The sequence below is a fragment of the Microbacterium sp. BWR-S6Y genome (assembly GCF_041379845.1).
Classification (GTDB): Bacteria; Actinomycetota; Actinomycetes; order Actinomycetales; family Microbacteriaceae; genus Microbacterium; species Microbacterium hydrothermale.
Map to the genome: position 1 here is coordinate 624,900 of NZ_JBFECV010000001.1, position 25,776 is coordinate 650,675.

General features: G+C 72.1%; 25 protein-coding genes. 11 read left to right on the forward strand and 14 right to left on the reverse strand.

What is annotated here, in order from left to right; translation table 11 throughout:
• Window position 1: 1 nt before the first annotated feature.
• Window positions 2-853 (reverse strand): pyrroline-5-carboxylate reductase, encoded by an 852-nt coding sequence (gene proC / locus AB1K56_RS03010; protein WP_371204485.1) that lies wholly within the window; start codon window positions 851-853, stop codon window positions 2-4.
• A gap of 122 nt (window positions 854-975) precedes the next feature.
• On the opposite strand from proC, the gene AB1K56_RS03015 reads away from it, so the two are divergent.
• The gene (locus AB1K56_RS03015; RefSeq protein ID WP_371204486.1) at window positions 976-2,088 is read left to right on the forward strand and encodes an alpha/beta fold hydrolase; all 1,113 of its coding nucleotides are present in this window, start codon (window positions 976-978) and stop codon (window positions 2,086-2,088) included.
• 31 nt (window positions 2,089-2,119) lie between these two features.
• Entirely contained in the window at window positions 2,120-3,049 is a 930-nt protein-coding gene (locus AB1K56_RS03020) for an LLM class F420-dependent oxidoreductase (RefSeq protein ID WP_371204487.1), read from the forward strand.
• 113 nt (window positions 3,050-3,162) lie between these two features.
• Here the strand turns inward: AB1K56_RS03020 and tadA are convergent, their stop codons facing one another.
• Entirely contained in the window at window positions 3,163-3,594 is a 432-nt protein-coding gene (gene tadA, locus AB1K56_RS03025) for a tRNA adenosine(34) deaminase TadA (RefSeq protein ID WP_136587657.1), read from the reverse strand.
• 84 nt (window positions 3,595-3,678) lie between these two features.
• Here tadA and upp point away from each other — a divergent pair, with 84 nt between their 5' ends.
• Window positions 3,679-4,311 (forward strand): uracil phosphoribosyltransferase, encoded by a 633-nt coding sequence (gene upp, locus AB1K56_RS03030; RefSeq protein WP_371204488.1) that lies wholly within the window; start codon window positions 3,679-3,681, stop codon window positions 4,309-4,311.
• Window positions 4,312-4,774: 463 nt separating this feature from the next.
• On the opposite strand, the gene AB1K56_RS03035 is transcribed toward upp, so the two are convergent.
• Window positions 4,775-8,317 carry a TM0106 family RecB-like putative nuclease gene (locus tag AB1K56_RS03035; protein ID WP_371204489.1) on the reverse strand — a complete coding sequence of 1,181 codons (3,543 nt, stop codon included), beginning with the start codon at window positions 8,315-8,317 and terminating at the stop codon, window positions 4,775-4,777.
• Between the two features lie 108 nt (window positions 8,318-8,425).
• Here AB1K56_RS03035 and AB1K56_RS03040 point away from each other — a divergent pair, with 108 nt between their 5' ends.
• On the forward strand, window positions 8,426-10,486 hold the full coding sequence (locus AB1K56_RS03040) for an NAD(+) synthase (protein WP_371204490.1): 2,061 nt from the start codon (window positions 8,426-8,428) through the stop codon (window positions 10,484-10,486).
• 12 nt (window positions 10,487-10,498) lie between these two features.
• Here the strand turns inward: AB1K56_RS03040 and AB1K56_RS03045 are convergent, their stop codons facing one another.
• Entirely contained in the window at window positions 10,499-10,996 is a 498-nt protein-coding gene (locus tag AB1K56_RS03045) for a DUF427 domain-containing protein (protein ID WP_371204654.1), read from the reverse strand.
• A gap of 104 nt (window positions 10,997-11,100) precedes the next feature.
• On the opposite strand from AB1K56_RS03045, the gene AB1K56_RS03050 reads away from it, so the two are divergent.
• The 4 genes from AB1K56_RS03050 to AB1K56_RS03065 all read left to right on the forward strand — a co-directional run bounded on the left by AB1K56_RS03050 (window position 11,101) and on the right by AB1K56_RS03065 (window position 13,124).
• Complete coding sequence (locus AB1K56_RS03050; protein WP_371204491.1) at window positions 11,101-11,298, forward strand: hypothetical protein; 198 nt, start codon at window positions 11,101-11,103, stop codon at window positions 11,296-11,298.
• Entirely contained in the window at window positions 11,295-11,435 is a 141-nt protein-coding gene (locus tag AB1K56_RS03055; protein WP_371204492.1) for a hypothetical protein, read from the forward strand. The genes AB1K56_RS03050 and AB1K56_RS03055 overlap by 4 nt, the downstream gene beginning before the upstream one ends.
• Before the next feature lie 76 nt (window positions 11,436-11,511).
• On the forward strand, window positions 11,512-12,456 hold the full coding sequence (locus AB1K56_RS03060; protein ID WP_371204493.1) for an aldo/keto reductase: 945 nt from the start codon (window positions 11,512-11,514) through the stop codon (window positions 12,454-12,456).
• Between the two features lie 110 nt (window positions 12,457-12,566).
• A complete protein-coding gene (locus tag AB1K56_RS03065) occupies window positions 12,567-13,124 on the forward strand; it encodes a nucleoside phosphorylase (protein ID WP_136587547.1) in 558 nt (185 codons plus the stop codon).
• An 81-nt stretch (window positions 13,125-13,205) separates the two neighbouring features.
• Here the strand turns inward: AB1K56_RS03065 and AB1K56_RS03070 are convergent, their stop codons facing one another.
• From AB1K56_RS03070 to AB1K56_RS03100, 7 genes are all read right to left on the reverse strand, one after another.
• The gene (locus tag AB1K56_RS03070) at window positions 13,206-14,708 is read right to left on the reverse strand and encodes an MFS transporter (protein ID WP_371204494.1); all 1,503 of its coding nucleotides are present in this window, start codon (window positions 14,706-14,708) and stop codon (window positions 13,206-13,208) included.
• A 100-nt stretch (window positions 14,709-14,808) separates the two neighbouring features.
• Window positions 14,809-14,991: a hypothetical protein gene (locus AB1K56_RS03075; protein WP_136587546.1), complete on the reverse strand. Its 183-nt coding sequence runs from the start codon at window positions 14,989-14,991 to the stop codon at window positions 14,809-14,811.
• Between the two features lie 33 nt (window positions 14,992-15,024).
• The gene (locus AB1K56_RS03080; protein ID WP_371204495.1) at window positions 15,025-18,183 is read right to left on the reverse strand and encodes an AAA family ATPase; all 3,159 of its coding nucleotides are present in this window, start codon (window positions 18,181-18,183) and stop codon (window positions 15,025-15,027) included.
• Window positions 18,180-19,334 (reverse strand): exonuclease SbcCD subunit D, encoded by a 1,155-nt coding sequence (locus tag AB1K56_RS03085; RefSeq protein ID WP_371204496.1) that lies wholly within the window; start codon window positions 19,332-19,334, stop codon window positions 18,180-18,182. The genes AB1K56_RS03080 and AB1K56_RS03085 overlap by 4 nt, the downstream gene beginning before the upstream one ends.
• A gap of 123 nt (window positions 19,335-19,457) precedes the next feature.
• Window positions 19,458-19,775: a hypothetical protein gene (locus tag AB1K56_RS03090; protein WP_136587543.1), complete on the reverse strand. Its 318-nt coding sequence runs from the start codon at window positions 19,773-19,775 to the stop codon at window positions 19,458-19,460.
• Window position 19,776: 1 nt separating this feature from the next.
• Entirely contained in the window at window positions 19,777-19,986 is a 210-nt protein-coding gene (locus AB1K56_RS03095; protein WP_136587542.1) for a hypothetical protein, read from the reverse strand.
• 91 nt (window positions 19,987-20,077) lie between these two features.
• Window positions 20,078-20,377: a GNAT family N-acetyltransferase gene (locus AB1K56_RS03100; protein ID WP_136587541.1), complete on the reverse strand. Its 300-nt coding sequence runs from the start codon at window positions 20,375-20,377 to the stop codon at window positions 20,078-20,080.
• A gap of 438 nt (window positions 20,378-20,815) precedes the next feature.
• Here AB1K56_RS03100 and AB1K56_RS03105 point away from each other — a divergent pair, with 438 nt between their 5' ends.
• The 3 genes from AB1K56_RS03105 to AB1K56_RS03115 all read left to right on the forward strand — a co-directional run bounded on the left by AB1K56_RS03105 (window position 20,816) and on the right by AB1K56_RS03115 (window position 22,976).
• Entirely contained in the window at window positions 20,816-21,580 is a 765-nt protein-coding gene (locus AB1K56_RS03105) for a winged helix-turn-helix domain-containing protein (protein ID WP_371204497.1), read from the forward strand.
• Window positions 21,581-21,693: 113 nt separating this feature from the next.
• A complete protein-coding gene (locus tag AB1K56_RS03110) occupies window positions 21,694-22,683 on the forward strand; it encodes a DNA-3-methyladenine glycosylase (RefSeq protein WP_371204498.1) in 990 nt (329 codons plus the stop codon).
• A 71-nt stretch (window positions 22,684-22,754) separates the two neighbouring features.
• Window positions 22,755-22,976, forward strand: coding sequence for a hypothetical protein (locus AB1K56_RS03115; RefSeq protein ID WP_371204499.1), 222 nt, complete (start codon window positions 22,755-22,757; stop codon window positions 22,974-22,976).
• A 4-nt stretch (window positions 22,977-22,980) separates the two neighbouring features.
• On the opposite strand, the gene AB1K56_RS03120 is transcribed toward AB1K56_RS03115, so the two are convergent.
• Genes AB1K56_RS03120 through AB1K56_RS03130 form a run of 3 tightly spaced genes read right to left on the reverse strand, consistent with a single transcriptional unit; the run spans window position 22,981 to window position 25,704 of the window.
• Complete coding sequence (locus tag AB1K56_RS03120; RefSeq protein WP_136587538.1) at window positions 22,981-23,739, reverse strand: ABC transporter ATP-binding protein; 759 nt, start codon at window positions 23,737-23,739, stop codon at window positions 22,981-22,983.
• Entirely contained in the window at window positions 23,736-24,746 is a 1,011-nt protein-coding gene (locus AB1K56_RS03125; RefSeq protein ID WP_371204500.1) for an iron chelate uptake ABC transporter family permease subunit, read from the reverse strand. Before AB1K56_RS03125 ends, AB1K56_RS03120 begins: the two co-directional genes overlap by 4 nt.
• Complete coding sequence (locus tag AB1K56_RS03130; RefSeq protein WP_371204501.1) at window positions 24,739-25,704, reverse strand: ABC transporter permease; 966 nt, start codon at window positions 25,702-25,704, stop codon at window positions 24,739-24,741. Before AB1K56_RS03130 ends, AB1K56_RS03125 begins: the two co-directional genes overlap by 8 nt.
• Window positions 25,705-25,776 lie beyond the last annotated feature (72 nt).

Sequence of the window (25,776 nt, forward strand, 5' to 3'; positions counted from 1 at the left end):
GTCAGCTCCCGGCGGCCAGTTCTTTCGCGCGGGCCAGGGCCGCCTCGGCGCCCCGGGTGAAGACGTCGTCCAGGTGCGCCTCCTGCAGGACGGCGACGGCGCGCTCGGTGGTGCCCTTCGGGCTCGTGACGCGGCGACGCAACTCGGCGGGGTCGACGTCGGAGGCGTCGAGGAGCGTCGTCGCGCCGATGAAGGTCTGCTCGGCGAGGAGCCGCGCCTGGTCGTCGTCGAAGCCCATGCGCCCCGCGGCCTTGGTGAACTCCTCCACCAGCAGGAACACGTAGGCGGGTCCGGAGCCGGAGATCGTCGAGAGGGCGTCGATCTGCGCCTCGGGGACCTCGAGAACGGCCCCCACTGTCTCGAACAGCGCGCGCACCGCCGCGACGTCGTCGACGGATGCCGCGGGGCCGGCCGCGAGTCCCGTCACGCCCTTCCCCACGAGCGAGGGGGTGTTCGGCATCGACCGCAGTGTGGCGACGTCGTCGCCGAGGTGCCGGGCGAACGTGGCGAGGGTCACGCCGGCGGCCAGGCTGACCACGATCGCCCCGGGGCGCAGGTGCGGGGCGATCTCGTCGAGGAGGTCGGGCACCATCCCGGGCTTCACCCCGATCAGCACGATGTCGGCGCGGGCCGCGGCGTCGACGTTGCCCCGCGGGTTGGCCTCCAGGGCCACGCTCGTCACGCCCTCGAGCTCGGCGAGTTCGGCGGCTTTGGCGATCGTGCGGTTGGTGGCGGTCACCCCGCCGTCTGCGAGTCCCGCGGCGACGAGTCCGCGCAGGATCGCCCCGCCCATCGAACCGGCCCCGAGGATCGCGACCGGGGGCAGCGAGGTCACAGCATCAGCATCCGTCATGACGCTCAGTCTATGAACCACGCCCCTCCCCCGGGGCAAGCCTGAATGCGGGCGACAGGGGTGCGCGTTAGCATCGGAAGTCGGTGTACCGGGGCACCGGCGAGCGACACGGAGGACCTTGAATGACTCTCTTCGACGGCATCAGCGCGCGCCTGGTCGAGACCGACCGGCTGGGTGTGAACGTGCTCGAGCGCGTGGGCGACGACCCGGCCACGACCCCCGATCACACCGTGGTCTTTGTGCACGGCAACGTGTCGTCGTCGCTGTTCTGGCAGGAGATCATGCAGGACCTGCCGAGCGACCTGCGTGTGCTCGCCGTCGACCTGCGCGGTTTCGGCCGGACCGAGCACACCCCCATCGACGCGACCCGCGGCGTGCGCGACTTCAGCGACGACCTGTTCGCGACCCTCCAGGCCCTCGGCATCCCCGAGGCCCACCTCGTGGGATGGTCGATGGGCGGCGGCGTCGTGATGCAGTACGCGCTCGATCACCCCGTGCGTTCCCTCACCCTCCAGGCGCCCGTGTCGCCCTACGGCTTCGGCGGCACGCGTCGCGACGGCTCGCGGCTGAACGACGACGACGCGGGCACCGGCGCGGGAGGCGCCAACGCCGACTTCGTGCAGCGTCTCATCGACCACGACACCACGGCCGACGCCCCCACGTCGCCGCGATCGGTGTTCCGTTCGGGGTACGTCGCCCCGGGATACACCAGCGAGCACGAGGACGTCTGGGTCGAGTCGATGCTCACGACCTCGACGGCGGGCGGCAACTACCCCGGCGACTCCGTGACCACCTCGACGTGGCCGGGCTTCGCCCCGGGGACCACCGGCGTGCTCAACACGATGGCCCCGAAGTACTTCGACGTCTCGGGCATCGTCGACCTCGAGCGGAAGCCGCCGATCCTGTGGATCCACGGCACCGCGGACGCGATCGTGTCGGACGCCTCGTTCTACGACCTGAACCACCTGGGCGCCCTGGGCGTCGTCCCGGGCTGGCCCGGCGCCGAGGTGGCCCCGGCGCAGCCGATGGTCTCGCAGACGCGCGACGTGCTCGCCGCGTACGCGGAGAAGAGCGGGGAGGTCACCGAGGTCCCCGTCGAGGGAGCCGGACACTCCGTGCACCTCGAGCGCCCCGCGGTGTTCCGTCGTGCGCTGCTGACGCACATCGGCTACGTCGGTCGTCCCGCCGACCCGGCGCCGCCGACCGAGGCGATCATCCTGCGCTCGGCCGACTGACCCCACCGCTCTCGATCCCCCGGAGGCTCCCGTGGAGTACTGCCTGTTCACCGAGCCCCAGCAGGGCTTCAGCTACGACGACCAGCTCGCGTTCGCGCAGTCGGCCGAGCGCAACGGCCTCGACGGGTTCTTCCGCTCCGACCACTACCTGCGCATGGGCGAGGGAGACCCCCGTCCGGGTCCCACCGACGCCTGGACCACCCTGGCGGGCCTCGCCCGCGAGACCTCTCGCATCCGGCTCGGGACCCTCGTCTCGTCCGTCACCTACCGCGTGCCGTCGATCCTCGCGATCCAGGTCGCGCAGGTCGACGCGATGTCGGGCGGGCGGGCCGAGCTCGGCCTGGGGACCGGGTGGTTCGAGCGCGAGCACGCCGCCTACGGCATCCCCTTCCCGGCGAAGCGATTCGACCTGCTCGAGGAGCAGCTGCAGATCGTGACGGGCCTGTGGCAGACCCCGGATGCCGAGACCTTCTCGTTCGCGGGCGCGCACCACCGTCTCGACGAGGCGCCGGCGCTGCCCAAGCCGGTGCAGGGGCGCGTTCCGGTCATCGTCGGGGGCGGCGGGCCGAAGCGCACCCCCGCGCTGGCGGCCCGCTACGCGACCGAGTTCAACATCGGCTTCGTCGCCGAAGACGTCGTCGCCGAGAAGTTCGAAGTCGTGCGCGCCGCGTGCGAGGCGATCGACCGCGACCCCGCCACGCTGAAGCTCTCGGTCGCCCTCCCCACGATCGTCGGTCGCGACGACGCCGAGATCTCCCGCCGGGCGGCGGCCATCGGCCAGTCGCGCGAGCAGTTCGACAACGGCGCGAACCTCATCGGGACACCGGCGGAGGTCGCCGAGAAAGTCGAGCGCCTGCACCGTCTGGGGGCCGAGCGCGTCTACTTCCAGCTGATGGACCTGCGCGACGTCGAGCACGCCGACCTCGTCGGCACCGAGCTGCTGCCCCTGCTCCCCCGCTGACGGCGGGCGTCGCCGCTCTCGAGGAACGTGAGCCCGGGACCGCATCCCTAGACGGCTGCTCGTCGGAAGGGCGACGGGGTCACCGTCTCGCGGCGGGGGTGTGCGGGACCCGCTCAGCGACGATCCGCGAAGAACGCGCGCAACTGCGCGGCCGCGCGCTCCTCCTCGACCCCTCCGACGACCTCGACCCGGTGCGGGAGGCGCCGGTCGCGCAGGACGTCGTACATCGACCCGGCGGCGCCCGCCTTGGCATCCCACGATCCGAACACGACCCGGGCCACGCGTGCCTGGAGGATGGCGCCCGCGCACATGACGCACGGTTCCAGCGTCACCACGAGCGTGCAGTCGGCCAGGTGCCACGAGCCGAGGGCGGATGCCGCTTCGCGCAGCGCCACGATCTCGGCGTGCGCCGTGGGGTCGTGCGTGACCTCGCGGAGGTTGCGGCCCTCGCCGAGCACGGTGCCCCGGGCGTCGACGACGACCGCTCCCACGGGCACGTCGCCGTCGGCCCGAGCCGTCTCCGCCAGCGCGAGAGCTCGCCGCATGGCGTCGAGGTCGAGTGAGGTGGGGGTCACGGGGCTCCGAAAACGAGGCTGAGGCGTGCGGGGGAAGCGGTTAGCCTTGAGCCTATGCGTGTCCACGTCGCCGATCACCCGCTCATCACCCACAAGCTCACGGTGCTGCGTGACGTCCAGACGTCGTCGCCGGTGTTCCGGCAGCTCACCGAGGAGCTCGTCACGCTCCTCGCGTACTTGGCGACCCGCAACGTCCGCGTCGACCCCATCGAGATCCAGACGCCCGTCACCACCACGATGGGCGTGAAGATCAGCGAGCCGCGCCCGATCGTCGTCCCCATCCTGCGCGCCGGCCTCGGCATGCTCGAGGGAATGGTGAAGCTCCTCCCCACCGCCGAAGTCGGATTCCTCGGCATGGTGCGCGACGAGGAGACCTTCGAGCCCACCACCTACGCCGAGCGTCTGCCCGACGACCTCAGCGACCGCCAGTGCTTCGTGCTCGACCCGATGCTCGCGACCGGCGGCTCGCTCGGCGCGGCCATCAACTTCCTCTTCGCGCGCGGCGCGCAGGATGTCACCGCGATCTGCCTGCTCGGCGCCCCCGAGGGCGTCGCGGCGATCGAGAAGCAGGTCGAGGGCCACGACGTGACCCTCGTGCTCGGCGCCGTGGACGAGCGCCTCAACGAGAAGGGCTACATCGTGCCCGGTCTCGGCGACGCCGGTGACCGCCTGTACGGCACGGCCTGACGCGACCCCGCGACCCGGCGGGATCGCCCCGGTTCCGCACGAGGTCGCACCGCGGTCGCTGAGCCGCCGAGATCACACGTTCGGCGCGAGATCACACGTGGCGGCGACGCACGAGCGTGTGACGTCGCGCCGAACGTGTGATCTCGTGCGGCGCCTGCACTCGCGCTGCAGACGCAACACGGAAAGGGCCCCGGATGCCGTGGCATCCGTGCCCTGCGGAGAGTGCTGCTCACCGGCGCTCGACGATCTCGCGCGTCGGGGCGGCAGCCGACGGAGCCGAACGCCACGGTCGAGTTCGGCGAAAGCCCGTGACGCGGCAGGTCGGCGCGCCCACCGACGAGATGGGACGCTGAGGCTCAGCGCGGCTCGCCGACGAGGCGGGACGCGGGAGCTCAGCGCGACTCGCCGACGAGGCGGGACGCGGGATCTCAGCGCGCCCGCCGACGAGACGGGACGTGAAGGCTCAGCGCGCCTCGCCGACGAGGCGGGCGAAGGCGCTGAGTCGCGCCACCCCCTCGGGGGTGCGCGGGAGATCGTCGAGCAGCGCGGGCGAGAAGACCACGTAGGCCGCCTGCATCGCGCGCGAGACGGCGACGTTGATGCGATTGCGCAGGAGGAGGAACTCCAGCCCGCGCGGAGCGTCGCGTCCGGCCGACGCGGCGAGGGTGAGGATCGCCACGACGGCCTCCTTGCCCTGGAACCGGTCGACCGTGCCGACGGGGACGTCGGGGAAGCCCGCGGCCGACAGGGCCTCTTCGACCGCGACCTGCTGGGCGTTGTAGGGCGTGATGACGATGATGTCGTCGGGGAGCAGAACGCGGGGCGGATCGACGCTGGCCGACTCGCCGGCCCCTCCCTCGGCCCCGGTCCAGACCCGTCCCACCAGATCGGCGACGATGCGCGCCACCTCCGCGGCCTCTTCCGGCGACGAGGTCGCGTTGCCGCGGTGGTGCACCGGGCGGACGTGCACACCCGGCTCGACTCCCTCGAGCTGCCGGAGCGCGGTGGACGGATGGGCGGCGAGACGCCCCTCGTACGACAGCCGCGAGACCGGCTCCGCCACGGCTGGATGCATGCGGCGCGTGCGGGCGAGGAAATACCCCAGCTCGGCGGGCACCACCTCGGCCCCGTCGATGATCCACCCGAGGGCCGAGGTGTCGACCGGCTCGGGGTGGGTGCCCTGGCTCACCTGCGGCAGCTGCTGGGGATCACCGAGCAGCAGGAGCCGCGTCGCCGCGACCGAGACGGCGATGGTGGAGGCGAGGGAGAACTGGCCGGCCTCGTCGATGACGAGGAGGTCGAGACTCCCCCGCGGGATGCGCGCCTCGTGACTGAAGTCCCACGCCGTTCCTCCGACGACGAAGCCGTGCGCCGCGTTCTCGGCGGTGAAGGCGGCGACACCGTTCTTGGGCAGCACCGTGAACGCGTGCGCGACGCCCGGATCTTTCGGCGCCTTGCCGACGCGGGACGCCGGAACCCCGGCCGCGATGACCCGCTCGAGCATGTGCTCGATGGTCGCGTGCGACTGGGCGACGACGCCCACGCGGAATCCGCGCTCGGCGACGAGTCGAGCGATGACGTGCGAGCCGACGTAGGTCTTGCCCGTTCCGGGAGGGCCCTGCACCGCGAGGTAGCTGTGGTCGAGGTCGACGACGCTCCGCGAGATCGCGGTGACCTCGTCGTCTCCGGGCTCGCCCGCGATCGCCGTGACCGGCGCGAGGGAACCGGACCGCGTGCGCGGGGGCACGCGACGCAGGATGTCGGCCGCCGGGCCGTCGGGCAGACGCGGAGCCGTCGCGAGGACCGCGTCGGCCCAGGAATCGATCGCCTTCTGCTGGTTGCCGGCGCGCGGCGGTGCGGGGGGCGTGAGGGCGAGCGGGAGGTCGTCCCAGGTGACGCCGTCCGCCGCGACCTCTTCGATGACGACCCCGTCGTCGAGCACCTCGCGCACGGTGACGCGCCGAGCACCGTGGATCCAGCGGGGTCGCGTCTCGAGCGGGAAGGGCGCGGGGAGGTCGTAGAGCGCGAAGGGCTCGGCATCCGGACTCACGCGCGTGCCGGGGGCGAGCTCACCGCGCAGTTCCACGAGCCGGCGCTCGGACCCGCGACCGGACTCCGCGATGTGCCAGTCGGCGACGACCCGGGAGCGCGCCGCGTCGACGACGATCACGTCGCGCGTCTCTTCCCACACCGAGATCGGCTCGCGCAGGCGCAGGAAGTGCGTCGCCCAATAGGTCTTCTCTTCGCGCGGGTAGTAGTCGATCGCGGCGGCCGCCAGGCGCAGCGCGGTGGCATCGGGCTCGACGGCGTCGGCGGCCCAGCGCTGCAGGGCCGTCGCGCGCGGCGACGGCTCGTACGCCTGCTCGTCGGGCTCGGCGCTGCGCGACGGGACGGCACCCGACTCGCGCGCCCGATCGACCAACCAGTCGCGCAGACGACGGGTGGAGACGCAGTCGTAGCGGTTGTAGTCGGCGAGGTCGTCGAGCACCTGCTGCGCCCCCGCGGCGTCGCCGTCGGCGGCCAGGGCGCGCGCCTCGACGTACTTGACGATGGAGTCGTCGCCGCGCTGCACCTCGCTCGTGCGCACCTCGTCGCCCATGTAGAGCGGCTCGAGCTTCTTGATCGAGTACGACCGTGACCCCACGCGCAGGGCGCGGCGGACGACCGGGTAGAGGTCGACGAACACCCCGTCGCGCAGGAGCCGGTCGACGTCGGCCTCGCGCACGCCGTAGCGCGCCGCCATCGTGAGCAGGTGGGTCGGCTCGTAGGGGGCGTAGTGGTAGATGTGCATCGCCGGGTACTGCTGCCGCCGCAGCGCGACCATGTCGAGGAAGCGTTCGAGCGCCGCGCGCTCCTCGGCGAAGGTATGGGCCCACAGGGCGCCGTAGACCTCCCGGCTGTCGACCCAGCCGAAGAGGTAGTCGATCCCCCAGTGCTCGCCGTCGCCCTCGGAGTACAGCGGGTCGCCCTCGAAGTCGAAGAACAGGTCGCCGTGGTCGGGGCGGGGCAGCACGCCGAGCGACTTCGGGGCGACGACCTCGAAGGTGGGCACGGCGTGGGCGGGGACGTCGGCCCCGGGGACGCCCGCGGGACTCTCGAGCTGCAACCGCGCCTGCGTGCGCAGCGAGGCGAACGTGTCGACGCTCATCGAGGGCGGGGCCTGGGTGGCGGCGGCCAGGGCGTCGATCGTGTCGATGCCGCCCGCGCGGAGTCGCTCGCGCTGGACCGGTCGCATCCCCGCGACCAGCAGCAGATCGCGGTGGGCGACGACCTCGAGCTCGCACGTGGCGCATCGGCCGCACGCCACGACGTCGAGCGCGCCGCGGGCGTCGCCCCACGGGATCGCGGCCCCGGACGCCCCCGCGGCGATGTCGCGGTCGGCGATGAGGGCCCTCAGCCGGGCTCGCCGCAGCGCGAACACCGGGAGCAGGTCGTCGACCCGGTGGGGGCTCGTCGTGCCGTCGCCCAGCAGGAGCTGCACCTCGTCGGCCCGCGGGACGCGCAGTCGATCGAGCTGGTCGACGTAGGCGGCGAGCTGCATGAGGGCGGTCACGCGCGCACGCCGGGCGAGCTTGGTGTCTTGCACGATCCAGGGACGACGCCCCTCGGCATCGGCCTCGGGGGTGCGCACGAGGAAGTCTGCGAAACCGACGAACTCGGTGGTCGAGAACGCCGCCTGGTAGACCACTTCGACGGCGGGGTCGGCGAGCGCGGCGTCGGTGCGGCGCACCGCATCGGCGAGCGCCTCGACGTCGGAGGAGCGCGCCGCGGGGATCTCGCGCACCGCGTCGCCCCAGCGCTCGCGGTACTCGTCGAGGACCCGGAGCTCGTGCGCCGTGCCGAGGCGCGCCGCACGCTCGAGCGTGGCGTCTTCGGGGTCGTCGACCGCGGCCACCCGCCCGAGCTTGGCGTCGATCGCCCGCAGCCACGCGAACTCGCATTCGGCCGCGGCCTTCAGGTCGCTGGCGCTCCAGACGATTCGCGCGTCGTGCTCGATGTACCGCATGGTCCCACGCTAATCGCGACCCCCGACATCGACCGGCGCCGCCTCCACAGGGGCGCCACGACGCGATCCGGCCCCCGCAGTGTCGGAGGGGCCTGACAGACTGAGGGGGTGATCACCGACCTGCCGTTCGAGAGCGCGTACCGGCACGGGTTCGCGCGTGTCGCCGCGTGCACGATCCCCGTCGCGGTGGCCGACCCCGCCCGCAACGTCGACGCCGTGCTCGCCTCCGCGCGCGCCTGCCACGACGAGGCCGTGGCCGTGGCCGTCTTCCCCGAGCTGTGCCTCACCGGGTACGCCATCGACGACCTGGTCATGCAGGATCCCCTGCTCGACGCGGTCGAGTCGGCGCTGCACCGTCTGGTCGCGGCATCCGTCGACCTCCTCCCCGTGCTGCTGGTGGGCGCTCCCCTGCGCCACGGCAACCGCCTGTTCAACTGCGCGGTCGTCGTGCACCGGGGTCGGGTGCTCGGCGTGGTCCCGAAGTCGTATCTGCCGACCTACCGCGAGTTCTACGAGCACCGCTGGTACGCGCGCGGCGACGATCAGACCGCCCAGCACATCCGCGTCGCAGGGGTCACGGTCCCGTTCGGCCCCGACCTGCTGTTCGAGGCCACCGACGTCCCCGGACTCGTCGTGCACGCCGAGGTCTGCGAAGACGTGTGGGTTCCCGTCCCGCCGTCGTCGCACGCGGCCCTGGCCGGAGCGACCGTCCTCGCCAACCTCTCCGGCAGCCCCATCACGATCGGACGCGCCGACGACCGGCTGCTCCTGTCGCAGTCGCAGTCGATGCGGTGCCTGGCCGCCTACGTCTACGCGGCCGCCGGGCAAGGCGAATCGACGAACGACGTGTCGTGGGACGGCCAGACCATGATCCACGAGGGCGGCCAGCTGCTCGCCACCACGGAGCGCTTCCCCGACGGACCCCGCCGCAGCGTCGCCGACGTCGATCTCGACCGGCTCCGGCAGGATCGCCTGCGCCAGGGCACGTTCGACGACAACCGTCGCACGATCGGTCCGGTGTTCCGCACCGTGTCGTTCGAGCTGTCGCCGCCCGCCGCCGACGTCGGGCTGCGTCGCGCGCTCGACCGTTTCCCGTTCGTCCCCGACGATCCCGCCCGACTCGCGCAGGACTGCTACGAGGCCTTCAACATCCAGGTGTCGGGACTCGTCCAGCGGCTCCAGGCCATCGGCGACCCGAAGCCCGTTCTCGGCGTGAGCGGAGGACTCGATTCCACACACGCGCTGCTGGTCATCGCCCGGGCGATGGACCGCATGGGGCGCCCGCGCAGCGACATCCTCGCCTATACCCTCCCCGGATTCGCGACCAGCGACGCTACCAAGCGCAACGCGATCGCCCTCGCCGAGGCCGTGGGAGCCACGATCGAAGAGATCGACATCCGGCCCGCGGCATCCGAGATGCTCTCCCGCATGGGCCACCCGTTCGCGGCGGGCGAGCCGGTGCACGACGTCACCTTCGAGAACGTGCAGGCGGGCCTGCGCACCGATTTTCTGTTCCGACTCGCCAACCTGCACGGCGGCATCGTTGTGGGCACCGGCGACCTGTCCGAGATCGCGCTCGGGTGGTCGACCTACGGCGTGGGCGACCAGATGAGCCACTACTCGGTCAACCCCGGGGTTCCCAAGACCCTCATCCAGCACGTCATCCGCTGGGTCATCGCGTCGGGCGAGCTGAGCGCCGACACGGTCTCGGTGCTGCAGGCGGTGCTCGACACCGAGATCAGCCCGGAGCTCGTACCCGCCGGCCAAGACGGCCGCATGCAGTCCACCGAAGACCGCATCGGCCCCTACAACCTGCACGACTTCACGCTCTACCACGTGATGAGGTTCGGGTTCCGGCCGTCGAAGATCGCGTTCCTCGCGGCGCACGCGTGGGCGGATCCGGATGCCGGGACCTGGCCGCCCGGATACCCCGAGGGCGAACGCCCGTCGTACGACCTCGTCACCATCGCGAAATGGCTCGACGTCTTCCTCCGTCGCTTCTTCGGCTTCGCCCAGTTCAAGCGTTCCGCGATCCCGAACGGGCCCAAGGTGTCACCGGCCGGCTCGCTCTCGCCGCGCGGGGACTGGCGGGCACCGTCCGACGGCAACGCCCGCACCTGGCTCGCCGATCTGCACGCGGCCGTGCCGCAGGCGTTCGCGGGCGACTGAGCCGCGGAGGATCTACCAGCCCATCGACCCCGGGACGCCCTTGAAGGGCCCCGCCAGGTCGCTGGTGACCCATCCGCCGTAGAACCCGCCGGGCTGCGGCTGCACGGTCTCGCCGCCCAGGACGCAGCGATCCATGGCACCCGCGTACACGGCGACACGGTCGTCGAGGATCTCGTAACCCGGCATCGGGTGCGGGTAGTTCCACGCCGCGCGCGGGGCCACCGCTCCCCCGCCGCCGTGCACGTCGAAGTAGCGGGCGCCGCCCTTGAACTCGCAGAACGACGCGCCCTCGCCGAGGGTCAGCGCATCGCCGAACGCGGCGATCGGGAGGTAGTAGACGGGGGGATGACTCGTCTCGAGCACGCGCACCACGTCGTCGGTGTCGGCGATGCGCACGCCCCCGAAATCGATCTGGGCGCGTTTGCGCACCCGCTCGACGCGCGGAGGGCGCGGATAGTCCCACACGGACTCCTGGCCGGGGCGGACGGGATCGGGAACGGGGCGCGACACCATGGGTCAACGCTACGCCGGGTTCGTGCGGGACGGGCGGGGACCGGGGAGATCGACTCAGGGAGCCCCCAGCTTTTCGGTAGCCTGGGCGGAAGGGGGACAGCGTGAGTGATCAGAAGACGTCGAGCGTCGACCGGCGGTACCGCGTGTACCAGATCGGCGGCATCGTGCTGGCCATCCTGTTCGTCGCTCTCGGCGTCGCCGCTTTCCTCACCGGAGGCGGACCCGTCATCGCCGCCATCGCCGTCATCGGAGGTTTCGCCGTGCTCATCGTGTCGATCGTGATGATGGTGCGCTCGTGAGCGCGCCCGAGGGCCCGGCCGGCGACGGCAAGAAGAAGTACCCGGCCGGAACGGTCGTGATCTGGATCGCCGGAGCCGGCGTCGGCCTGTGGCTGCTCGTGAGCGGACTGATCGGCATCCTGTCCGGGGGCAGCTGAACCGGCGCGTCGCGGGAATGCCCTCCCGCGCCCGTCGTTGTCACGAGGGTCTCTCGACCTCGGCAGAAAGGGCATCATGACGCGCATCGGACGCAGCGACCTCGACATCCTCCCCCTCTCGCTCGGCGGCAACGTCTTCGGCTGGACCGCCGACCGCGACACCTCGTTCGAGGTGCTCGACGCATTCCACGCGGGCGGTGGCGACTTCATCGACACCGCCGACGCGTACAGCGCGTGGGCGCCCGGGAACTCCGGCGGCGAGAGCGAGACCCTCATCGGCGAGTGGCTCGCCTCGCGCGCACCGCGCGACGTCGTCGTCGCGACCAAGGTCAGCCAGCATCCGGAGTTCCGCGGCCTTTCCGCGAAGAACGTCCGCGCCGCCGCGGAGGCCTCGCTCTCGCGCCTCGGGCTCGACACGATCGACCTGTACTACGCCCACTTCGACGATGCGGACACGCCCCTCGAAGAGACGGTCGCTGCTTTCGCGGATCTCGTGCGCGACGGGCTGGTGCGCTACGTCGGCGTCTCGAACTACTCGGCCTCGCGCATCCGCGAATGGATCTCGCTCGCCGAGGCCGCCGGAGCGGATCTCCCCGTCGCCGTGCAGCCGCACTACAACCTCGTGCACCGCACCGAGGTCGAGCGGGAGATCGTCCCCGTCGCCGAGCAGTACGGAATGTCGCTCGTCCCCTACTACGCCCTGGCCAGCGGATTCCTCACCGGAAAGTACCGCGGTGGGGATGCCGCGAGCGAGTCGCCGCGCGCCGAGGGAGCCGCGAAGCTCGCAACGCCCGCCGGTCTCGCGCTGATCGACGCGCTCGAAGAGGTGGGCGCGGCACACGACGCGTCCATCGCCTCCACAGCCCTCGCCTGGCTGCGCGCCCAGCCGACCGTCGCCGCACCGATCGCGAGCGCGTCGAAGGTGTCGCAGGTCGCCGACCTGCTGGCCGGCGCTGCGCTCGAGCTGACCGCGGACGAGATCGCCCGTCTCTCCGCCGCCTCGGAGCCCGCGCAGGCCTGAGCCCCACCCGGGTCGGGTCCCGTACCCGTGTCCCGCCGCGCGCGGGACACGGGTGACCCGACGGGCGCTCGGCATCCGCGACCTCCCTCATCTCGGGCGAGAATGGGAGGGTGAAACTCCTCGTCGCGGCCCACGCCTCCGAACTCGTCGCCTTCGAAGACGACATCCCCGGCTTCGAACGCCTGCTGACGGGAGTGGGCAAGATCCCCGCCGCCTTCGCCCTGACCCGCGCCCTGTCGACGGGCACGTACGACGAGATCGTCGTCGTCGGAACGGCCGGCGCGATCGACGACGCCGTCGAAGGCGGCATCTACGATCTCGCCGCAGCCATCCAGCACGACGTGAAGGGCTTGGACGGTACTTTCGGCGAGCACGTCTCGCTCCCCGCGCGGGTCGAGACGGGGCACGACGGTCTCGTGATCGCGACGGGCGACCACTTCGTCGACGACGCCGACACCGTGCGGCGGATCCGCGAGCTGGGTGCGAGCCTCGTCGACATGGAGTCGTACGCGCTCATCTGGGTCGCCCAGCAGTTCGATGTGCCCATCCGCATCCTGCGCGCCGTGTCCGATCGCGCGCAGGATGGCGCGACCGAGCTCTGGGACGACGTCGTCGAGCGCTGCAGCCACGAGCTGCGCGCCGAGATCCGCGCCCGCTACGGGGTCTGACGGCCCCCACGGCGTCGCGCTCGCGGACCGCGCAGCGCGTCCGTCCGCGCACCGTGGGACCGGCAGCGGAGCGCCGCGGGATCAGGGCGTCTGCGAACCCGAACGCGCCCGTCCGGCGAGGTCGGCGACGCCGACGATGAGGGCCAGACCCAGGAAGACGCCGACGGTGATCATGCCCGAGGCGTAGGCGTCGTGGTAGAGCACCACGGTGTCGTCGACGGTGCCCTGCTCGCGATAGACGGTCGCGTAGAAGAGGGCCAGGGCGATCGCCGTCCCCACCGCGGTTCCGATGCGTTGTCCGAGCTGGCCGACCGATCCGGCGACCCCGCCGCTGCGCACCGGGATGTCGGCGAGGGTGAGCGTCTGGTTCGGCGAGATGACCAGGCCGCCCGCGAAACCCCCGAAGACCATCACGGCGGCCATCGCCCACGGCGTCCACTCCCGAGCGGTGAACAGCGCCACGAGCACGAGGCCCCCCGCGGTCGCGACCATGCCGAGGATCCCCCACACCACGAGGGGACGCCCGAGTCGGGTCACCAGATTGCCCCCGATCCACGAACTGCACGCGGATGCCACGGCGAAGCCGATCGTGACCATGCCCGCGAACACCGGCGCGAGCCCGAGCCCGCCCTGCAGGAAGAGCGTTCCGAGGAGGAACATCGCCGGGACCGCGGAGAAGTAGGCCGTCGAGATGAGGACGCCGTTGCGGTACGACGACAGCGAGAAGATCGAGAAGGGCATGAGCGGCATCCGCCCCCGATCGGCGTAGCGGCGCTCCCAGAACACGAACGCCGCCGCGAAGACGACGGATGCCACGAGCAGCCACCAGCGGTTCGGGTTGTCGTCGGGGCTGCCGGTGGTGAACAGGAACGGCCACATCAGCGCGAGGATCGTCAGCGCGAACAGCAGCACCCCGACCGGGTCGAGATCGAGTCGTCGCCGCGACTTCTCGCGCGTGTTCGGAAGAAGCCACGCGGCGAGCGCGATCACGATCGCGACGAGGGGGATGTTGATCCAGAAGATCAGCCGCCACCCGTCGGTGTCGCCGCCGAGGGCGATGAGAAGCCCGCCCAGGGTCGGGCCGAACGCCGTCGCGATGCCGATCGTGGCGCCGAACAGGCCGAACGCGCGACCGCGCTCTTTGCCCTGGAACAGTTGCTGCACCAGACCCAGCACCTGGGGCATCTGGATACCCGCGGCCACGCCCTGGAGGAGACGCGCGACGAGCAGGACGGTGGTGTTCGGGGCGAGGGCGCACGCGAGGCTCGTCACGAGGAACAGCGAGAGCCCCACGAGGAACAGGACGCGACGCGACCGGAGGTCACCCAGTCGCCCCGCCGGGACCAGCACCAACCCGAAGGTGAGGATGTAGCCCGAGACGACGAGCTGCAGTTCGGTGGGTCCGGCGTTCAGCGCCGCCTCGATCGAGGGCAGCGCCACGTTGACCTTCGTCAGGTCGAGGATGGTCAGCGCCGCGACCGCGACCGCGACCCAGTACGCCCTCCACCGGTGCTTCGGCGACAGCACGATGTCGCGGGTGACGGGGTGGGCGGTCTCTGCGGGAGCGGACGCGGAATCAGACATCGGGATGGACGCTACTCCCGGCCTCCGACACGGCGGTCGGGCTTGCGCGTCGCGGCGCACACGCCCCCGTCATCGGCGGGGACGTGGTTCGGGGGCGGCGTCAGTCGACGTCGCGTCGGGCGAAGACCGCGCGCAACACGAAGAAGACGATGAGCGCGACGACGGCGACGGCCACCAGCCGGAAGACGAACGCGATCAGCGAGAACAGCACGTTCACCACGACCCACGCGATGATCACGGCGGCGATGACGCCGAGAACGGTCCACAGGGTGCTCTTGCGCATGCGCCCAGCCTAGACGGCGCGAAGATGCCCGACTCAGACGGGTGCGAGCCCGCGATCGTGGCGGATGATGCTCGGTCCCCGAGGTGTGGCCGAGACGCGCAGCTGGGCCGGGAGCTGGTCTTTCATCGAGGCCACGTGGCTGATGACGCCCACCGTCCGTCCCCCCTGGCGCAGTTCGTCGAGCGTGCGCATCGCGAGGTCGAGCGTGTCGTCGTCGAGGGAGCCGAACCCCTCGTCGATGAACAGGGTGTCGAGATGGATGCCGCCCGCCCGCGCGGTAACCACCTCGGCCAGTCCGAGCGCCAACGCCAGCGACGTGAGGAAGGTCTCTCCCCCCGACAGGGATTGCGGCGGTCGGCACTGGCCGGTGAAGGCGTCCATGATCTCGAGACCCAGTCCGCTCGCCGCTCCGCGCGCTGCCAGCGCGTCGGTGTGCTGCACGCGGTAGCGACCCGACGACATCTCGTCGAGCCGGAGGTTCGCCGCGGTGACGATCTCTTCGAGCTCGGCCGCCAGCACGAAGGTCTCCAGCGTCATGCGACGGGTGTTCGGCGCCCGACCGGCGACGGTGTCGGCGAGGCGGGCGATGACCGCGTGCTCTTCGGCCAGGGTCGCGACCGACGCGTGGGCGGCGTCGGCGCGCTGGGCGAGTGCCCGCAGCCGCTCGGCGAGCGCCCTCGCCTCGGCGTGCGCGGCGGCGGCCGCCTGTACCTCGGTGCGCGCGGCGACGACCGCGGCCGCGAAGGGCTCCGGATCGAGCGCATCGTCGGCGACCCCCGAGAGCTGGAGCTCGAGTTCGAGCAGCCGCTCTCGGGTGGAGGCGACGGCCGCGACGTGCTCCGCGACGAGGGCATCGAGACGGCGGCGTTCTCCCTCCGAGCGGAGCGCCGCCGCGGCGGACTCGGCCTCGGCGAACGGACTGGCCGCGACGAGTTCGTCGAGCGCCCGGTGCGTGGTCTGCCGCTGATCGAGCGCGCGGATGAGCTCACTGCGGGCATCGCGCAGCTCGCGCACGGCGTCACGGCGCGCGCGGAGGTCGTCCTGACGCGCGGCGACCGAGTCGAAGGCCCCGCGGGCCTCGGTGACGACGCGGTCGAGGTCGTCACCGCGCTGGCGCGCGAGCGCCAGCTCCTGATTCGCGTCGGCGAGCTCCCCTGCCAAGTCGTCGAGACGACGCGCGATCCGCGCGTCGTCGGCGCCGAGTCGCGCGCGCTCGGCGCGCACGCTCTCGTGCTCCTCGACGGCGGCGGTCGCCTCGGCCACCGTCCGCTCGGCGGCCTCCCGTCGAGCGGTCAGGGTCTCGACGTCGTGCCCGCCCGCGCGGGCCGCGGCCAGCGCGTGGACGTCGCGCGCCACCCTCGCCGCGTCGGAGGCCTCGCGATCTTCTTCGGCGGCGACGTTCTTGCGCTCCTCGGCGGCCGCCAGCTCGTCGTCGGACACGGGCTGCGCGTCGCCGACCGCGGGACTCGGGTGCTCGAGCGAGCCGCAGACCGCGCAGGGCTCGCCGTCGACCAGGTCGTGCGCGAGCTCGGCCGCCGCGCCGGCCAGCCGTCTGCGCAGCAGGCCGGTCCATTCTTCGAGCGCCCGTTGGAGGGCATCGGAACGCACGAGCGCAGCCAGATCGGCCTGCTCGCGATGCTCGAGCAGACGCGCCGCCTCGACGGCGGCATCGAGGCGGTGCCGCACCTCGTCGCGCGCCGAACGGGCCGTCTCGAGAAGCGCCGCTCCCGCGGACAGCTCGTCGAGACGTCGGTCGAGGGCGTCGAGAGCGGAGGGGATGCCGTCGCGCTCGGCGAGCAGGGCGTCGCGCTCGGCCTGCGCCGCCGCCACCCGCCCCTGCAGGCCCTGGATACGCTCGTGCACGCGGACGGAGTCCGTCTCGGCCGTGAGAGCGGCTTCTCCCCTCGACAACGACGCCGTGAGCTCGTCCGCGCGCTGGGCGAGGGTCGCATCGTCGAGGGCGAGGACCACGTCCGCCTCGAACGGGGCGGTGGCGGACGCGGCCTCCCCGTCGAGCCCGGCATCAGCGCTGTCGCCGTCGCCGTCGCCGGCCGTCGTCGCGCCGGCGGCGGGAGACGGCCCGGCCGGTTCGTCGAGGGCACCGGCCCGCTCGGAGGCCGTTCGCGCACGGTCCTCAGCCCGCATCGCGGCCGCGGCCGCCGCGGCCGCGATGTCGAGCGCGCCCCGGATCCGCTCGGCCTCGACCGCCCGGGCGGATTCGTCGCGCGAGCGCGTGACACGTTCGTCGTCGGCCTCGAGCGCACGGAGCCGCTCCCTGACCCGCGCGCGCTCGTCGAGACGATCGCGAAGGGCGGTCGCCTCGCGCTGCGCCAGCAGGGCCGCGTCGAGTCGGGCGTCGGCCCGCTCACGCTCGCGACCCAGAGACTCCACGCGGTACTCCGCCCGCTCCACCGCACGGACGAGCCGCGCGAGGCGCTCGGCGGGAGCGGCGGATGCGAGCTCCTCGGGGGAGGCGTCGACGGCGTCGCCGTCAGAGGTGTCGGGATCGTGCGCCGCGTCGAGCTCGCCGGCCAGGCGCTCCGCCTCGTCGAGGAGGGTGGAGACCTCGACGCCCTCGGCGGCGAGCGCCTCGTGAGCGCGCTTGCGGCGGTCGTCGAGGTCGGCGGCGTACTGCTCGAACGTGCGAGTGCCGAACAGCGTGCGCAGAAGTCCCAAGCGCTCGTCGTTCTTGGCCAGGAGGAAGCGGGCGAATCGGTTCTGCGCGAGCAGGATGACCTGCAGGAACTGCTGCTGCGTGAGGCCGAGGACGTCGTCGAGGTGCGCGGCCACATCGACGGGTCGCGCGGCGACCCCGGTCCATCCCTCTTCGCGCAGCTGCTCGAGCAGGGCGCGGTGCGGCTCTTTCGTCGTCCCCCCTCCGCGACGCTTGGGGCGCTCGAATTCGGGGGACCTCGTGATGCGCCAGCGTTCTCCGGCGGCGCTGAACTCGAGCGTCACCCGCGTCGGGTCGTCGGGCGAGCAGTGGTCGCTGCGCAGCCGCTTCTCGGCGCCGTCGTAGCGCGGGACTCCGCCGTAGAGGGCGTAGCAGACGCCGTCGAGGACGCTCGACTTGCCCGCGCCGGTGCGGCCGGTGATGAGGAAGATCCCGTCGGCGACGAAGGCGTCGAAGTCGACCGTCTGCGTCTCGAGGAAGGGTCCGAACCCTTCGAGCTCGAGGCGGTGCAGCTTCACGACCGCGCCTCTTCGACCCGGCGGGCGTCGAGCACGTCGCGGATGAGCGCGCGTTCGGCCTCGGACGCCCCCTCGCCCTCGCGGACGTGCGCGAGGAACGCGTCGATCACCTCGCTGTCGTTGCGCGCCGCGCGGACCCGCTCGGCGTAGCCCACGCCGTCGTCGACGCGCGCCGCGGCCGGGAGATGCGCGACCGTGGCGCACCAGGGGAACCGCTCCTGCAGACGCCGCATGGGATCGGGCTGCGGGGTGGAGTCGGTGTATTCGGCGCGCACCCAGTGGCCCTCGTACGCGGCGAACCGCTCGTCGTCGAGGAGGTCGTCGAGCGGGGCGCGGAGGGTCGCGAGCGGCCGGGGGACGGGGAGGTCGAGCCAGGTGACGGCGGCAAGACCCTGCGCGTCGAGGTCGACGAGCCACGACCCTCGGGGTTTTCCCGCTTCGCCGAAGCTGTAGTGCAACGGCGCACCGGCGTAACGGACGCGATCGGAGAGCTGCTGCCGGCCGTGGATGTGCCCGAGCGCGACGTAGTCGGGGCCGTCGAAGGTCGGCAGCGGCACCACGTCGAGTCCGCCCTGACGGATCTCGCGCTCGACGCCCGGCGTGGATTCGACCCCGGCGGCGAAGCAGTGGGCGGCGACCACCGCACGGCCCCCGCGCGCGGCGCGGTCGGCGCGGACGAGGTCGAAGGCGTGCGCCATGGTCTGCGCTTGGCTGCGGAGCTCGACGCCCTGCCACACGTGCCGCACGATGGCGGGTTCGAGGTAGGGGATGCCGTAGAAGTGGACGGGGCCGTGCTCGTCGGCGAGGGTGATCGGGGTGCCCACGGTGGCGGGATCGGTGACGATCGTGATCTCGTCGCGCAGCAGGGCGGACTGGAAGCCGAGGCGGGCGGCCGAGTCGTGGTTGCCGCTCGTGACGACGACCCTCGCACCGCCGTCGACGAGCGAGGCCAACGTGCGCGTGAGAACGGGATAGCAGGCGGCGACGGGGGCCGCCGAATCGAACACGTCGCCCGCGACGACGACGACGTCGACCGCGTTCTCACGCACCTGGTCGACCAGCGTCGACAGCACCTCGCTCAGCGCGTCGAGCGTCGAATGCCCGTGGAAGGTGCGCCCGATGTGCCAGTCGGAGGTGTGCAGGATTCGCATGCAGCCACGGTACGCGGCACCTCCGACATCGGCTCGCCGCAACGCCCTCGCCCGGGGACGACGGCCCGCCCGGCGTGCGAACGCCCCGCACCCGGCAGGCGGGGGCGGGGCGTTCGGAGGTGGTTACGCGCCGGCGATCTCGGCGGCGAGGGCGCGGATGCGGTCGTCGCCCAGGTCGAGACCGACCTCGGTGAAACGCTGGCGCAGCACGTCGGCGATGCGCTGCTCGCTCTTGTCGCCGACGTCGGCGCGCGTCTGCACGACGACGCCCTGGATGCGGGCCTCGTCATCCGTCGGATGCGTGTCCATTGCCGGTTCCGACTGCTCGTCGGGCCGCGCGACCTTGCGATCGCGGTGCAGGGCTCCACCGACGGAATCGGCCGCCCCGGCACCGCCGTCGGCGCCGTCGCCCGGTTCCGGGGCTCGTGTCTGATCGGCCATGTCAGTCCTCCGTGCTCAGATCGGGATCGATGCCGTGACTGGCGGCATCGCCTTCGATGGGGTCCGAGGGGGCGGCGTCGTTGAGGCGGGACGACCCTTTGGCGCTCTCGTTGCGCTCGGCCGTCTCGCCGTCGGCGACGGCGCCGCTCTCCCATCCTCCGGGCGGGTCGGCGTCGATGACGCCTTCGGGTAGGTCGCGGTCGTCGTTCATGACTCCCCCTTTCGAGGAGTCCAGCTTGCTCGGGGCGGGAGGGCACCCGGCAGGGGTTGACGCTCGCTCACCGCGCGCGTAGGCGCGGCCCTCACCCGGCGGGGCGGCGGTGCAGGAGTCCCGCACGCTCGGGGTGCGCCTCGAACCACTCGCCCACGTACCAGCAGACCGGGATGATCTCGCGGTCGCCCGCCGCCTCGATGGCGTCCACCGCCCGCTCGGTCACGACACCCGCGTAGCCGTGGCCGCGGAAGGTGGGGATCGTGAAGGCGCGCGTGAGGGCGATCGTGCGCCCGTCGTCGCGATAGTCGAGCACCGAGACGAGGTCGTCGCCCCGGTGGAGGGTGAATCGGGATGCCGTCTTGTCGTCGGCGAAGCTCAGGTCGGCCATGCCGAGAGAGTACGCCGCTCCCGAACGACAGGGCCCGATCGCGCACAATGCACAGCCGGACCGACAGAGGACGAGGGGCGACCGCGCACATTGCTCACTGACCGGCCGACCCTGGATGATTTGACGGTCACGGACGCGATAGGTAATAATCACCCCCATGACTGTGACTGCGCGTTCTCTGTCCGCCCGGGAGGCGAACGGGACTGCCGGCATCATGATGCCCGGCCGCGCTGTCATGTGTTGTCGAATGTGCCGCTAACAGCGACCCCTCGCCCGGACGACCTCGCGCTTCTGCATGCCGACCTCGTCCCCCGGTCGCCCGAGCCGCGCGTCGATCACGCGCCCTCCGGCACCGCGCTCCGGCCATTCGGCCCTCACCTCCCGTCGAACCCCGCTCTCGACCGACGCCCGGGTTCACCCACGCAAGGACTTCTCCTCATGTCGATCTCCGCTGTTCTCGACCGCCCCCAGACCGCTTCCCCCGTCCGCGCCCAGGCCCCGCGCGTGACCGTTCCCGCGACCCCCCGCCCCGCCGCGGCACGCCCCGCGCCGGGCGCCGCTCCCGCCGCCCCGGCCGCCGACGCCCCCCGCGCGGCATCCGCCACCGCCCCCCGCGGCTTCGCGCTCTACGTCGGCATCGACGAGGCCAAGGCCGCCGCCGCCGGCGTGAGCCTCGGCACCCTCGTCGAGGCCCTGCGCCGCACGCTCGGCGAGCTCGCCCCCGCGGCGGAGACGTACGCCACCGTCGCGCTCGCCCCCGTCGGCTCCGGCGGACGTGACGTCGACGTGGTGCGCCTGGCCCTGCACGAGCCGTCGGCCGTGGCCCGCACGAAGGACGAGCCCGCCGAAGAGGATCGGGCACCCGGCGGTGTGGTCGTCGACATCTCGCGCAAGCGCGTGCTGATCGACGGGGAGTCGGCGGCGTTCACCTTCAAGGAGTTCGAGCTGCTGCAGTACCTCGTTCTCCGGGAGGGACGCACGATCGAGCGCACCGAGCTGGTCGCCTCGCTGTGGGAGGGCTCGACCGACGAAGACGCCCCCGGCGAGCGCACGATCGACGTGCACGTGCGTCGCCTGCGCGCCAAGCTCGGCGTCTACGAAGACATCGTGCGCACGGTACGCGGCGTCGGCTACCGCTTCGACCGTCACGCCGACGTCTCGATCCGCTACGGACACGGCACCCCCTCGCCCGACCGCTTCTGAGGGCTCGCCCTCGCCGGGCTCCCGCGAGTGCGACACCCGTTCCGACGGGCCGCCGAGGGCGCGGACCGACCGACGGATGCCGCGATGTCGGCGATGCGTCGTAGGGTGTCGGCATGAGATCGACCGGGGTGCGCACGCCGCGACCCCCGCGCGACCTCGGCGCCCCGACACCGCCTCCCGTCGAGACCGAGTACCGCCCGTCCTCCGTGGTCGACGTGGGCCGTGCGATCTCCGCGCAGCGCCACGGCGTCAACGACCCCACCTACGTCGCGACCGCTCCACTGTCGAGCGGCGGGGTCGTCTGGCGGGTCAGCCGCACCCCGCTCGGCGTGGCGACGCTCGCCGTGCGTCAGCGCGCCGACGGGAGCGTTCGGGCCGCGGCATGGGGGCCGGGGGCGACCTGGGCCCTCGACCAGCTGCCGGCGCTGTGCGGCGCGCACGACGATCCCGAGGGCTTCGACGCGTCGCGGCATCCCTCCGTCGCCGAGTGGCACCGCCGCCACCCCGATCTGCGCATCGGCCGCACCGACCTCATGTTCGACGCCCTCGTGAGCGCGATCATGGAGCAGAAGGTGACGAGCATGCAGGCGTTCTCGGCCTGGCGCAGCATCGTGACCTGGTACGGCGAACGCGCTCCCGGCCCCACCCCGCGACCGATGTTCGCCCCGCCCGACGTGGAGGGCTGGCGGCATGTGCCGTCGTGGGCCTGGCATCGCGCGGGCCTCGAGCCTCCGCAGTCCCGCACCATCGTCGAGTCGGCCCGTCGAGGCTCCGCGATCGTCCGCGCCGCGACCGCCGCCGCCGACGGCGAGGCCCGCGACCGCGTCTTCATCAGCCTGCGCGGGGTCGGCATCTGGACGAGCGCCGAGACCCGCATCCGCGCTTTCGGAGATCCGGATGCTGTGAGCGTGGGCGATTACCATCTCGCCCATCAGGTGGGCTTCGCCCTCACCGGCCACCGCACCGACGACGACGGGATGCTCGAACTGCTCGAGCCGTTCGTCGGGCACCGGCAGCGCGTCATCCGTCTGATCTACGCCGGTTCGGGCCTCGAGCCCCGGCGCGGCCCCCGGCTGCACCCGGAGGACCACCGCGACCGGTGAGCGGGACCGCCGGTTCCGCGGGGCCCCCGTCCGCGAGACGCCGGCCGCCCGCGCCCCCGTAGGGTGGGCCCATGACGCAATCGGGGACGGGCTGGCCGCGCGGACGGACGCACTGGGTGTTGGGCAGCGTTCTGCTGCTGGGTCTCGGCATCCTCTTCGGGCTCGTCTGGCAGAACGTCTGGCTGGGCCTGGTCATCGCGGCGACGGTGTCGGTGGGGTGGCTCATCGCCTACGAGTCCAGCCGCGGCCGCAACGTCGGTGTGAACGATCCCGACAACGGCATCCAGCTCTGACGCGTCACCGGTAGTACACCGCGAGGGGGTACGGACCGTCGCGGCGCACCTCGACCGGGGTGCCGAACACGCGCTCGAGGATCTCGGGCGTCATCAGCTCCGCGGGCGGACCGACATGCACGACGCGCCCGTCGGCGAGGGCCACGATGCGGTCGGCGTAGGCGGCCGCGAAGTTGATGTCGTGCACCACGATGACGATCGTCTTGCCCAGCTCGTCGGCGGCGCGGCGCAGCTGCCCCATCATGGCGACGGCGTGCTTCATGTCGAGGTTGTTCAGCGGCTCGTCGAGCAGGATGCAGTCGGTGTCCTGTGCGAGCACCATCGCCACGTACGCCCGCTGGCGCTGCCCGCCGGAGAGCTGGTCGAGGTAGCGGCCCGCGAGAGCGGTGAGGTCGAGGAAGGCGATCGCCTCGTCGATCTTCGCGTGATCGGCGGCGGTGAGCCGCCCCTGCGAGTGCGGGAAGCGCCCGAACCCGACGAGCTCGCGCACCGTGAGACGCGTGACGAAGTGGTTCTCCTGACGAAGGATCGACACGACGCGCGCGAGCGTGCGGCCGGGCGTCGTGGCGACATCGTGACCGCCGACGCGCGCCCGTCCACTCGTCGGGGCGGTGAGACGACCCACGATCGTCAGCAGTGTCGACTTGCCGGCGCCGTTCGGTCCCACCAGCGCGGTGACTCCCCCGGCGGGGATGTCGAGCGAGACCGGACCGAGCACGGTCTGGTCGCCGTAGGTCATCGTGATGTCGGAGAGCGAGATCACAGGCTTCCCTTTCGCAGCAGGAAGATGAGGAAGAACAGACCGCCGACGAACTCGATGATGATCGAGAGCATGCCCGCGGCATAGAACACGTGCCGCAGCACGAAATAGCCCCCCAGCAGCGTCGCCGCACCCAGGAGAGCGGCGAACGGCAGCACCACGCGGTGCTGCGACGAACCGGCGAGCTGGTACGCGAGGGTGGCGACGAGGAACCCGAAGAAGGTCATCGGCCCCACCATCGTGGTCGACACCGAGATGAGCACCGCGACGAGCACCAGGATGCCGACCACCTCGCGTCGGTACGCCACCCCGAGGTTCAGCGCGGTCTCGCGCCCGAGCGCGATCACGTCGAGGCGGTGACGGCGCCGCCAGACGACCGCGAGCACCGCGGCGACCACGAGCGCACCCCAGGGGAGGTACTCGGCATCCGAGTTCGACAGATTGCCGAAGAGCCGGGCCGAGAGGATGTCGAAGTCGCTGGGGGTGAGAAGGCGCTGCATCACCGTCGACAGCGATCCGAAGCCGACGCCGAGGACGACTCCGACCAGCAGCATGACGTGCAGGTTGCCGCGGCGCCCGGCGAACAGCCACCCGTACAGCAGCGTCGCGAAGCCGACCATGAGCACGCTCTGCACGATCACCTTCGCCAGACCGTCGGTGGCCGACAGGGCCGCGCTGCCGAAGAAGAACACCAGGGCCGTCTGCATGACGACGTACAGGGCGTCGAACCCCATGATCGAGGGCGTCAGGATGCGATTCGCCGTCGCCGTGTGGAACAGCACCGTGGCCACCGCCTGACAGCACGCGACGAGGGCGATCGTGGCGACGCTCACGATCCGCAGGTCGACGGCGATCCAGAAGCCGCGGGAGCCGGGCGCCCCGGGAACGTCCCACGTCAGCACGCCGATCGCGGCGACGACGACCACGAGGGCCAGGATGCCGAAACGCCAGGCGATCCGGGGGCGTCGAGCGGGCGCCGCGACGACGGTGGCGGCGAGCACCTCAGCCACGGGGCCGCATCCGCAACAGCAGGGCGATGAAGACGACGGAGCCCACGACGCCGAGGATCATCGACACGGGCACCTCGAACGGCATCCGCACGACACGACCCAGGATGTCGCAGGCCACGACGATCGCGACGCCCCCGAGGCACACCCAGGGGAGATTCGACCGCGCGTCGTCGCCCCGCCACATCGAGACGAGGTTGGGGACGACGAGACCCAGGAAGGGCAGGAACCCCACGACGACGGTGGTGACCCCGGTGGCCACCGCGACGAGGGCGGTGCCGACCAGCAGCACGCGCGCGTGGTCCACGCCCACCGCGGTGGCGATGTCGCGACCGAGACCGGCGACCGTGATGCGGTCGGCGTAGACGAAGACGAGCAGCACGACGATCGCGACGATCCAGAGCACCTCGAACCGGCCGCGGACGATCGAGGTGAAGCTGCCCATGAACCACGTGCCCAGCATCTGCAGCGAGTTGGTCGACACGGCGAGGTAGGTCGTGAACGCCGACACGACGGATCCGAGCATGATGCCGATGAGCGGGACGACGAGAGACGAGCGCAGCGAGATGCGCCGCAGGATGCCGAGGAACACCATCGTGCCCGCGAAGGCGGCGACGGATGCCGCGACCATGCGCACCCACAGGGGCGCCGAGGGGACGAGCAGCACCGTCAGCAGCAGGCCCAGAGCCGCCCACTCGGAGGTGCCCGTCGTCGAGGGTTCGACGAACCGGTTCTGGGTGAGCAGCTGCATGATCAGACCCGAGACGGCCATCGCGCAGCCGGCGAGGACGAGGGCGGTCGTGCGGGGGACGCGCGAGATGGCGAACATCTCGGCCCCGAAGGCGTCGGCGGTCAGGTCATAGGCGCCGACGAAGAGCGAGAGGAGGACGAGGGCGGCGACACCGGCTGCCGCGGCGGGCAGCGCGAGTCGCGCGCGTGGGCGGAGGGCGGTCTGAAGCATGGCATCCATCCCTGTCGGGACCGCGCCCGCGGGAGGGGTCGTCCGCGTCGCCGGAAGCGGCTCGACGGTGTT

Excerpts from the sequence above, each read along its gene's own strand:
- proC (WP_371204485.1), bottom strand. The coding sequence starts at position 853 with ATGACGGATGCTGATGCTGTGACCTCGCTGCCCCCGGTCGCGATCCTC.
- AB1K56_RS03015 (WP_371204486.1), top strand. The coding sequence starts at position 976 with ATGACTCTCTTCGACGGCATCAGCGCGCGCCTGGTCGAGACCGACCGG.
- tadA (WP_136587657.1), bottom strand. The coding sequence starts at position 3,594 with ATGCGGCGAGCTCTCGCGCTGGCGGAGACGGCTCGGGCCGACGGCGAC.
- upp (WP_371204488.1), top strand. The coding sequence starts at position 3,679 with ATGCGTGTCCACGTCGCCGATCACCCGCTCATCACCCACAAGCTCACG.
- AB1K56_RS03035 (WP_371204489.1), bottom strand. The coding sequence starts at position 8,317 with ATGCGGTACATCGAGCACGACGCGCGAATCGTCTGGAGCGCCAGCGAC.
- AB1K56_RS03060 (WP_371204493.1), top strand. The coding sequence starts at position 11,512 with ATGACGCGCATCGGACGCAGCGACCTCGACATCCTCCCCCTCTCGCTC.
- AB1K56_RS03070 (WP_371204494.1), bottom strand. The coding sequence starts at position 14,708 with ATGTCTGATTCCGCGTCCGCTCCCGCAGAGACCGCCCACCCCGTCACC.
- AB1K56_RS03075 (WP_136587546.1), bottom strand. The coding sequence starts at position 14,991 with ATGCGCAAGAGCACCCTGTGGACCGTTCTCGGCGTCATCGCCGCCGTG.
- AB1K56_RS03085 (WP_371204496.1), bottom strand. The coding sequence starts at position 19,334 with ATGCGAATCCTGCACACCTCCGACTGGCACATCGGGCGCACCTTCCAC.
- AB1K56_RS03090 (WP_136587543.1), bottom strand. The coding sequence starts at position 19,775 with ATGGCCGATCAGACACGAGCCCCGGAACCGGGCGACGGCGCCGACGGC.
- AB1K56_RS03095 (WP_136587542.1), bottom strand. The coding sequence starts at position 19,986 with ATGAACGACGACCGCGACCTACCCGAAGGCGTCATCGACGCCGACCCG.
- AB1K56_RS03100 (WP_136587541.1), bottom strand. The coding sequence starts at position 20,377 with ATGGCCGACCTGAGCTTCGCCGACGACAAGACGGCATCCCGATTCACC.
- AB1K56_RS03105 (WP_371204497.1), top strand. The coding sequence starts at position 20,816 with ATGTCGATCTCCGCTGTTCTCGACCGCCCCCAGACCGCTTCCCCCGTC.
- AB1K56_RS03110 (WP_371204498.1), top strand. The coding sequence starts at position 21,694 with ATGAGATCGACCGGGGTGCGCACGCCGCGACCCCCGCGCGACCTCGGC.
- AB1K56_RS03115 (WP_371204499.1), top strand. The coding sequence starts at position 22,755 with ATGACGCAATCGGGGACGGGCTGGCCGCGCGGACGGACGCACTGGGTG.
- AB1K56_RS03130 (WP_371204501.1), bottom strand. The coding sequence starts at position 25,704 with ATGCTTCAGACCGCCCTCCGCCCACGCGCGCGACTCGCGCTGCCCGCC.